The 9,247-nt window shown below is 66.6% G+C and carries 10 protein-coding genes; 5 read left to right on the top strand and 5 right to left on the bottom strand.

Going from position 1 to position 9,247, the window contains the following annotated elements; all coding sequences use genetic code 11:
* The coding region (locus tag RMP09_RS22575; RefSeq protein WP_310568220.1) for a hypothetical protein at window positions 1-205 on the top strand (205 nt) is incomplete at its 5' end.
* 51 nt (window positions 206-256) lie between these two features.
* Here the strand turns inward: RMP09_RS22575 and RMP09_RS22570 are convergent.
* The 3 genes from RMP09_RS22570 to RMP09_RS22560 form a co-directional block, all read right to left on the bottom strand.
* A complete protein-coding gene (locus tag RMP09_RS22570; RefSeq protein WP_310568219.1) occupies window positions 257-1,186 on the bottom strand; it encodes an MBL fold metallo-hydrolase in 930 nt (309 codons plus the stop codon).
* A gap of 19 nt (window positions 1,187-1,205) precedes the next feature.
* Window positions 1,206-2,900 carry an AMP-binding protein gene (locus RMP09_RS22565; RefSeq protein WP_310568218.1) on the bottom strand — a complete coding sequence of 565 codons (1,695 nt, stop codon included), beginning with the start codon at window positions 2,898-2,900 and terminating at the stop codon, window positions 1,206-1,208.
* Between the two features lie 107 nt (window positions 2,901-3,007).
* Window positions 3,008-3,754 (bottom strand): FFLEELY motif protein, encoded by a 747-nt coding sequence (locus RMP09_RS22560; RefSeq protein WP_310568217.1) that lies wholly within the window; start codon window positions 3,752-3,754, stop codon window positions 3,008-3,010.
* 97 nt (window positions 3,755-3,851) lie between these two features.
* Here RMP09_RS22560 and RMP09_RS22555 point away from each other — a divergent pair, with 97 nt between their 5' ends.
* Window positions 3,852-4,820, top strand: coding sequence for an alpha/beta fold hydrolase (locus RMP09_RS22555; protein ID WP_310568216.1), 969 nt, complete (start codon window positions 3,852-3,854; stop codon window positions 4,818-4,820).
* Here the strand turns inward: RMP09_RS22555 and phhA are convergent.
* The gene (gene phhA / locus RMP09_RS22550) at window positions 4,742-5,596 is read right to left on the bottom strand and encodes a phenylalanine 4-monooxygenase (protein WP_310568215.1); all 855 of its coding nucleotides are present in this window, start codon (window positions 5,594-5,596) and stop codon (window positions 4,742-4,744) included. The two genes, RMP09_RS22555 and phhA, sit on opposite strands and share 79 nt — an antisense overlap.
* A gap of 129 nt (window positions 5,597-5,725) precedes the next feature.
* Window positions 5,726-6,847 carry a 4-hydroxyphenylpyruvate dioxygenase gene (gene hppD / locus RMP09_RS22545; protein ID WP_310568214.1) on the bottom strand — a complete coding sequence of 374 codons (1,122 nt, stop codon included), beginning with the start codon at window positions 6,845-6,847 and terminating at the stop codon, window positions 5,726-5,728.
* A 118-nt stretch (window positions 6,848-6,965) separates the two neighbouring features.
* Here hppD and RMP09_RS22540 point away from each other — a divergent pair, with 118 nt between their 5' ends.
* From RMP09_RS22540 to RMP09_RS22530, 3 genes are all read left to right on the top strand, one after another.
* Complete coding sequence (locus tag RMP09_RS22540; RefSeq protein WP_310568213.1) at window positions 6,966-7,439, top strand: Lrp/AsnC family transcriptional regulator; 474 nt, start codon at window positions 6,966-6,968, stop codon at window positions 7,437-7,439.
* Window positions 7,440-7,577: 138 nt separating this feature from the next.
* Window positions 7,578-8,285, top strand: coding sequence for a GNAT family N-acetyltransferase (locus RMP09_RS22535; RefSeq protein WP_310568212.1), 708 nt, complete (start codon window positions 7,578-7,580; stop codon window positions 8,283-8,285).
* Window positions 8,286-8,361: 76 nt separating this feature from the next.
* Window positions 8,362-9,228, top strand: coding sequence for a transporter associated domain-containing protein (locus tag RMP09_RS22530; protein ID WP_310568211.1), 867 nt, complete (start codon window positions 8,362-8,364; stop codon window positions 9,226-9,228).
* Window positions 9,229-9,247 lie beyond the last annotated feature (19 nt).

Here is a 9,247-nt window from a genome sequence, read left to right as displayed (position 1 = left end):
AAGCCACCCATACCCCCAGTCTCTAACCAGAGGCTGGGGGTTTGGGCTTTCTGGAGAACGATTTGTTGTTCGGCCGGATTGGGCACTTAAGCGCATCAATGTCGCCATGCGCGATGTAAAGGTCGAAGCAAAGCTTGGTCTTTTGCAACTGCACCCACCAACGGCCTCGGATCTAGCCGCTGGCTTCGGCACCATACGCCTCTAAAGACGCGGCCCCGAGGGCGTCCAAGTCGAATCGCTGCGCCAGGTTCCCCAGTCAGGTGTTCAGGATTCTCGGTCCGTCTTGGCGGAGGGCCGCGCTCCGTTCGAGTTCGTTCAACAGTTCGCGCAGCCAAGCGTCGGCCTCTTGGGCGTCCTTGGGCATGAACTGGGCCAGATAGGGCGTCGTTCGTGACCAGGCCAGCAGCGTCGGATACGCGATCTCCTGCCACTCCAGCAACTTGAATTTGATGAGTACTTTGAGCGCGTGCCGCCGGTGCTTGTCCGGCGCATCCTGAAATTGCTGCAGTCGCGAGCGGGAGCGGGCCAGTGCAACGGCAGTGTCCTGAAATGCACTGCCGTGGCCGGGGATGACGGTTTGTGGATTCAGGGATTCGATGAGGCCCAAGGTTTCTTCGACTTCGTCGAACGCCGAAATACCTTCCAGTTCAGGAAAGACCACGCCGAAGCCGTTTTGCCAGAGTGCATCGGCCGACAGAAGCAGGCGGCACTCGGGCAAGAACAGCACGATGGAATGCGGGTCGTGCCCTTTGGCGCCGTGGATCTCCCAGTCGTGATCGCCCAGGCGGATGGTGGAGCCGGGTTCGAGCAGGCCCTGGTGTGTGAAACGGGGGCATTGCTGACCCGTGGCTTGGTAGGTCAGGGCGTTCGTGTCCCACTCGTTGACCGCGCTGGCTTGCCCCGGGGGAATCAGGGTCGTCAATCTCGGGTAGTCGCGCTGCAAAGCGGCGTTGCCGCCGCAGTGGTCGCTGTGCAGATGGGTGTTCAGCAAAAGATCCAGCGGCCTTTCGCCCAGGCTCTGCTGCACCAGTGCCAGCGTTTGGGCTGCGTGGGTGCAGTAACCGGAGTCGACCAGGGCACACGGCCCGTGGCCCTGGATGAGCACGTTGTTGGCGGACAGCCAGCCGCGTTCGAAAACGGTGGCGCCGGCCGCTTGCAGTACCTCGGGGATGGAGGGCGTGCTCATGTTTTTGAGACGCAACGCATCACGTCGAGGCCCGCAAAGCGCGGCGCAGGATCTTGCCGACGTTGGTTTTGGGCAATTCGTCCCGGAATTCGATGTATTTGGGGCGTTTGTAGCCGGTGAGGTTGTCGTGGCAGAAGCGCGCCACGTCTTCCTCGCGCAAGGTCGGGTCGCTGCGCACCACGAACACTTTGACCGCTTCCCCCTGCTTGGCGTCTTCAATGCCGATGGCCGCACACTCCAGCACGCCGGGACAGCTGGCAATGACCTGTTCGAGCTCGTTCGGGAACACGTTGAATCCGGACACGAGGATCATGTCCTTCTTGCGGTCCACAATGCGCGTGTACCCGCGCGCGTCCATGATGCCGACGTCGCCGGTGCGCATGAAGCCGTCCGGTGTGAAGGCGCGCGCGGTTTCCTCGGGCTGGTTGTGGTAACCGACCATGACGTTGGGGCCGTGGATGCAGATCTCGCCCGCTGAGCCCACCGGCAAGCTGTTGCCGTCGTCGTCTTTGATGGCGATGGTGATGCCGGGGAGTGGCAGTCCGATGGTGCCGCTGAACTCCCGGCTGGTCACCGGGTTGTTGGTGCCGATGGCGCAGGTTTCGCTCATTCCCCAGCCTTCGATCATGGGGCTGCCGGTCACCGCCAGCCACTGCCGAGCGGTCGCTTCCGACGCAGCCATGCCACCGGCCTGACCGAACAGCAGCTGCGAAAAATCCACCTGGCGGAACTGGGGATCTTGCAGCAGCGCATTGAACAGGGTGTTGACCGCGGGCAGCAGGTGAAAGGGGCGGCGCTTGAGCGTGGCGATGAAGCCAGGGATGTCGCGTGGGTTCGGCACCAGCGTCATGTGCGCGCCCCAGCGGATGGTCAGCAGGCTGAGCGTGAGCGCGAAGATGTGGTACAGCGGCAGCGCGGCGATGCCGTTGGTCTGGTGCACGTTGCCTGCCCGGGCGAGCGCCGGCTGGAACCAGGCCTCGGCCTGCAAGATCGCGGCGATGACGTTGCGGTGGGTCAGCACCGCGCCTTTGGACAGACCGGTCGTGCCGCCGGTGTACTGCAGGAAGGCCACGGCATCGAGCGTGGCCTGGCTGGGTTTGAGGGCGCGTGCGGCGCCGTCGGCCAGCACCTGCCGGAAGGTGACCACCTGGCGCGCGCCAATGGGGCCGCTCAGGGGCAGGCGGTATGGCGGCACCAGCTTGGCCAGGTGCCGCACGGCGAAGCTGATCCAGCGCCCGTACCAGAACCCGAGCAGGTCGCCCATGCTGGCGACCACCACGTGGCGCAAGGGGCTGTGGTCGATGACCTCTTCCAGTGTGTGGCAGAAGTTTTCGAGGATGACGATGGCTTCAGCGCCCGAGTCCCGCAGCTGGTGCTCGAGTTCGCGGGCGGTGTACAGCGGGTTGACGTTCACCACGGTGTAGCCGGCGCGCAGGATGGCCGCCATGGTGACCAGGAACTGCGGGATGTTGGGCAGCATCACGGCCACCCGTGCCCCTGGGGCCAGACCCTGGGCCTGCAGCCAGGCGCCCACCGCATTGCTGTGCTCGTCGAGCTGGCCATAGCTCATCCAGCGCTCCATGCAGACCGACACCGGGTGTTTTGCGTTCTTGCGCAGCGACTCGTCCAGCAAGGCGGCGAGCGATCGGTACTGAGACGGGTCCACGTCGTGTGGAACGCCGGGGGGGTAGTGGGCCAGCCAAGGTCGGTTCATGGTCGCAGATGGGAAGGGACAATGCCGCCCATTCTGGCGGTGCGCAGGCCCTTCCCACACAGGGCCAGCCCTAGGCGACTGTCACCCAAAGCACAGCGGTGCACGCCTCAGGCGCGCTGCAGTTCCCGCGCCAGTTCGGCCTGGCAGGCCGGCAGATCGGCGTCGAACAGGGTGTCGATCCACTGCTGTTCACGCTGCGCAATGGCGGCCAGAAAGTGGCGCGCGTCCCCCATGGTGGCAAAGGCGCTGAAGCCGCGTTCCAGGAACTGTTGCAGCGAGGCCAGCCCGGCGGCCTGGGCCGGGCCACGCATGAGCTTGAGTGCGACCAACAGCGACTTCATGCGGGTCAGGCGCTGCAGCTCTTGCCCCATGTGCAGCACCACCGCCAGCTGCCGCTGGCGTGCGGCGCGGCCGCCGGTCAAACGCCAGCTGCGCACGTAACGCTCGGTGTACGGGCAATGCTCGTCTTGGGCGAGCCAGTGCTCGGCCAGCTGGTGGTCCAGGGTTTCGGTCAGGGCATGGGTCTCGGCCAGGTCCACCGCCAGATCGGCGACCGCCTCGGGGAACAGACGTTCAATGGCGCCGGCGATGCGCGCAAACTGCGCATCGCGCTGCGCGAAGTCGTGTTCGCCGTACAGCTCGTCCAGAAAGAACGCCGTGGCCGCCACATGGCGCGGATCGGCCAGGAAGTCGGCGTAGGTGGCGCGAAAGCGCCGCGCTTGCAATTGCTTGACCTGGTGCACGGCGGTGGACAGCCCGTCTTGCCGGGCTTGTGTGCGCAGATGGGACACGCGTTCCAGCTGTTGCCGAATGCGATCGGTGGCGCTGATGGGGGCGTTCGTCAGGGCGTTCATGCGCGGTCCAGTCTAGGCCGGGTGCTTTGCGCTGGCTAGATGCGGCCCCCTACGCAAGTGCAACCAGCTGTGCGCGTCCGCGTGCGATAGTGGGCGCATGAGTCCATCGAACCCTCCGGCGCTGCACCGCGCTTCTGCCCTGGCTCGCCTGCAGCAGGGCATGGCCTTGTCATCCCTGGTGTGCGCGGGGCTCTGGTTGCGCTGGTGGTGGCGCGACGCGCCCACGCTGGCGGTGGTGGGGGCTGCGGCCATCGTGATGGGCTACGCGCTGGTGCTGGCGCTGCAGTTCGCGTTGATGGCGCGGGTGAACCGCCAGGACACGGTGCCCCCGCTGAGGCCAGGCGAGTTGCTGCGCGCCTGGTGGGCCGAGGTGCGGGTGGCCCCCCGGGTGTTTTCGTGGCGCCAGCCGTTCCGTTGGCATGCCCTGCCCGATGCCGATGTGCCGCCCGCACCGGGCCGCGTGGCGGTGGTGCTCGTGCATGGCTTCGTGTGCAACCGGGGGCTGTGGTTGCCGTGGATGCGCGCACTGCGCCAGCGCGGCCTGCCCTACACCTCGGTCAACCTGGAGCCGGTGTTCGGCTCCATCGACGGCTACGTGCCGCTGATCGACGACGCGGTGCGTCGCGCGCAGGCCCTGACCGGGCGGCCGCCGCTGCTGGTGTGCCACAGCATGGGCGGCCTGGCTGCGCGGGCCTGGCTGGCCGCCACGCCGGGGGCGGCCGATCGGGTGTGCGGCGTGGTCACCATCGGCACGCCGCACCAGGGCACCTGGCTCGCGCACCTGAGCCACACCGCCAACGGGCGGCAGATGCGCATCGACGGCGCGTGGCTGCAGGCGCTGCGCGCACGCGAGGCGGGGCGGGCGAGGCCGCCCTTCGTCTGCTGGTATTCCAACGCCGACAACATCGTCTTCCCGGCCACCACCGCCACGTTGGCCGGCGCGGACAACCGCCTCCTGCCCGGCGTGCCGCACGTGGCCATGGCCTTTCACCCCAGGGTGATGGGCGAGTCGCTGGCGATGCTGGCGTCGGCCGGCAGCTCGCCGAGCGAGCGCACCGCGGCGTAAAGCGGCGTGAAGTCCGGCGCGGTCAGGTCGAACAGCTGCTGGAAGTCGTCGATCACGAAGTAGGTGGCCTGGTAGTCGTCGATCTTGTAGCGCGTGCGCATGCAGCGCTGCAGGTCCAGCGCGATGCGCCGGGCCGTCGGACTGGTCACGCTGTGCCGCAGTTCGCCGGCCGAGCTCAGGATGCCGGCGCCGTAGGCGCGCAGGCCGTCGGGCTGGCGGATCAGGCCGAACTCGATGGTGTACCAGTACAGGCGCGAGAGCAGCTCGCCCGCGCCCAGGTCGTGCGCCTTCAGCCCGCCCTGGCCGTAGCGCTGCACGTAGTCGGCGAACACCGGGTCGAACAGCAGCGGCACATGGCCGAACAGGTCGTGGAACACGTCGGGCTCGACCACGTAGTCGAACTCCTCGGGTTGGCGGATCCAGTCGGTGACCGGAAAGCGACGGTTCGCCAGCAGTTCGAAGAAGGGGCGCTCCGGGATCAGCCCCGGCACGGCCACGATCTCCCAGCCGGTGGCGGCCCACAGGCGGGTGTTGATGTCCTCGAAGCGCGGGATCTGTCCGGGCGCACCCAGCGACGGCAAGGCCTGGACGAAGGCGTCGCAGGCCAGGCCGGGCAGCAGGGCGCTCTGCCGCTCGAACAGGCGGCGCCAAGTGTGATGGTCGGCCTCGGTGTAGGCCGACCAGTCCTGGGCGCAGGTGTAGTCGTCGCCGGCGCGGGCGTAATCGCCGCGCGGCGGGCGCTCGCTGGCGCCGTAGACAACGGGTTCAACAGCCATGGGAATCTCCAGTGGAAAGGCGAGGTGCTGCACAGGACCTTCGAAAAGGGTGCAGGGCAAGGCGTGGCGGCGCAGACAGTGGCAGCGCCACGGCCAGCCGCAACGCGACCCTGCGCCCTTTCTCGAAGGTCAGCCCTTGAGCACGCCGCGGCGCATCTGGTCCAGCTCCATGGTCTCAAACAGCGCCTTGAAATTGCCCTCGCCAAAGCCCTGGTTGCCCTTGCGCTGGATGAACTCGAAGAAGATCGGGCCGAGCTGGTTCTCGCTGAAGATCTGCAGCAGCAGCTCGCCCGGCGCGCCGTCCACCAGGATGTTGCGGGCCTTGAGCGCCGCGATGTCTTCGCCGTGGTTCGGGATGCGCTGGGGCAGCAGCTCGTAGTAGGTCTCGCTGGTGTTCAGCAGCTTCAGGCCCTCCATCTGCAGCGCGTCCACCGTGTCGTACAGGTTGGTCGAGGCCAGCGCGATGTGCTGGATGCCCTCGCCCTGGTAGCGGTCCAGGTACTCCTGGATCTGGCCGGCCTTGTCGTTGCCTTCCTCGTTGATCGGGATGCGGATCTTGCCGCAGGGGCTGGTCATGGCCTTGCTCTTGATGCCGGTCTGCTGGCCTTCCAGGTCGAAGTAGCGCACCTCGCGGAAGTTGAACAGGCGCTCGTAGAAACCGGCCCATTCGGCCATGCGGCCGCGGTGCACGTTGTGCGTCAGGTGGTCGATGACGGTCAGGCCGTGGCCCACCGGGTTCAGCTCGGCGCCGGGCAGGGGGTAGAAGTCCACGTCGTAGAAACCGATGTTGCCGATCTCGCCGTCCTGGGCACCGTTCTTGCCGCGCCAGCGGTCGATGAAATAGACGATCGAGTCGCCGATGCCCTTGATGGCCGGGATGTTCAGCTCGCCCGGGGCCGCGTTGTGGGCATAGCCCCAGGCGCCCAGCGCAATGGCGCGCTCGTAGGCGGCCTTGGCGTCCTGCACGCGGAAGGCGATGGCACAGACGCTGGGGCCGTGCAGGCGCGCGAAACGCTGCGCAAAGCTGTCGGGCTCGGCGTTGATGATGAAGTTGATGCCGCCCTGGCGGTACAGCGTCACGGCCTTGTGGCGGTGGCGGGCGATGGCCTTGAAACCCATGCGCTCGAACAGCGCGCCCATGGCGGCGGGGTCGGGTGCGGCGTATTCGATGAACTCGAAACCGTCGGTGCCCATGGGGTTGTCCCAGGTCTGGCTGGTCTGGGCGACGGACTCGGGCAGTGCTGCGTTCATGGTGGTCTCCTGTGTGTTGGACTTGAATGCGCCACTGTAGGAGCGCAGGGTGTCACGATTGCTGCGAAATGGGGCGCGCCATTCGTCCAATACGCACGAATCCTGCAAAATGATGGTCATGCAAGCACTGGACAAGCTCGACCGCCACATCCTGCGCAGCCTTCAGGCCGACGGGCGCGCCACCTACGACCAGATCGCCGACGCCGTCGGCCTCTCGCCCAGCGCGGTGCTGCGGCGGGTCAAGCGGCTGGAAGAGGCGGGGGTGATCCACCGCTACGTGGCCCTGGTCCAGCCCGAAGCCGTGGGCCTGGGGCTGACGGCTTATGTGAACGTGCGGCTGGAAAAACACAGCGGCGCCGCCAAGCGCAACCCGATGGACGAGTTCCGCGCCAGCGTGCTGAACTGGCCCGAGGTGGTGGAATGCGCCGCGCTCACGGGCGAGATGGACTTCCAGCTGCGCCTGGTGGTGGCCGACATGGCCGCCTATTCGCGGTTCATGATGGACACCCTGCTCAAGCACCCCAGCGTGCAGGACTGCAAAACCAGCTTCGTCATGGACCGCGTCAAGAGCACGACCGCGCTTCCGGTGTGAGCATTGGCTCACTTTTTTGCTGCATTGCAGCAATTCCGCAGAGCCAATCGCTCAAAAAGTCACCCTTCTGTCGGTTTTGACGGGGTTTAGAGAGGGCGTCCAGTTGTCGATATGGGGTAAACCCTTAAAGTTGTCGCCATGGTCACGTCCACCCCCTCACGCGCTCCCGACACCCCCCCGCCGCAGCCTGCCGCGGTGCACGGCGACGCCCGGGCCGGTGGGCCCGTGGTGCCGATCCGTTCCATCGGGCCGGCGCACCTGGAGCGCGTGCGCCAGCACCTGCTCGCGCTGGATGCGCACGACCGCTACCTGCGCTTTGGCTACTCGGCCAACGACGAGCAGATCGGTCGCTACGTGGACAGCCTGAACTTCCAGCGCGACGAGCTGTTCGGCATCTTCAACCGCAAGCTCGAACTCATCGCCATGGCGCACCTGGCGTTTTCGGTCGATCCGCAGTGCCACAGCTGCGCCGAGTTCGGCGTGTCGGTCTCGCGCCAGGCGCGCGGCCGGGGTTACGGCAGCCGCCTGTTCGAGCGCGCCGTCATGCACGCCCGCAACGAAGGCGTGAGCCAGCTGTTCATCCACGCCCTGTCGGAAAACACGGCCATGCTCAAGATCGCGCGCAAGGCCGGCGCGGTGATCGAGCGCGACGGCTCCGAGAGCGAAGCCCACCTGCGCCTGCCGCCGGCCGACTTCGACTCGCGCGTGACCGAACTCATCAACGAGCAGCTGGCCATCACCAACTACCAGCTCAAAGCCCAGGCCAAGCACTTCTGGGACGCACTGGCCCTGCTGCAGGAAATCCGCCAGGGCGTGCGCGAATCGCGAGAAAAAGCCCGCGGCTGAACGTCCGCGGCGCCGTCTGGCCGGGGGCATGGCCATGGGGTATCCTTGCCGGCTGTAGCAACTTCCCCGTATCCCAGTGGCCGACCAACCCCCCAGTCCGGGGCCGCAGCGCAGCCTGCGGCATGAAGACAAACGTGGTTTTCTGCAAAAGCTCGCCGAGTTCATCCATCCCGGACCCGACTCCAAGGACGAGCTGATCGAGACCCTCGCCGAGGCCGAGGACAACGAGATCATCAACGCCGAATCGCGCGTCATGCTCGAAGGCGTGATCCGCATCGCCGACATGACCGCCGGCGACGTGATGGTGGCGGCCCCGCGCATGGACGTGCTCAACATCGACGCCCCGTTCGACGAGTTGCTGCACCTGGTCATCGACACCGCGCACTCGCGTTTTCCGGTCTACGAGGGCGAGCGCGAAAACATCATCGGCATCCTGCTGGCCAAAGACCTGCTCAAGCTGCAGCGCGCGCCCGAACTCAACATCCGCGCCCTGCTGCGCCCGGCCACCTTCGTGCCCGAGAGCAAGGGGCTGAACGACCTGCTGCGCGAGTTCCGCGGCAACCGCAACCACCTGGCCATCGTCATCGACGAGTTCGGCCGCGTGGCCGGCCTCATCACCATCGAAGACGTGCTCGAAGAAATCGTCGGCGAGATCGAGGACGAGTTCGACGTGGCCGAAGACGACGGCGACATCTTCGCCCTGGCCGACGGTACCTGGCGCATCAGCGGCAACACCGCCATCGAGCGCATCAACGAGCAGTTCGGCCTGCGACTGGCCGACGACGGCTTCGACACCATCGGCGGCCTGATCGCGCACACCATGGGCCACGTGCCCAAGCGCGGCGAAGAGCACGAGCGGGACGGCCTGCGCTTCGTGGTGCTGCACAGCAAGGGCGGCGCGGTCAAGTGGTTCAAGGTCATGCCGGTGCCCGTGGGCGCCTGATCGATTCCACACGCCGGAT

The sequence above is a fragment of the Hydrogenophaga sp. genome (assembly GCF_031426985.1).
GTDB lineage: Bacteria > Pseudomonadota > Gammaproteobacteria > Burkholderiales > Burkholderiaceae_C > Hydrogenophaga.
This window is presented reverse-complemented; position numbering and strand designations above follow the sequence as displayed.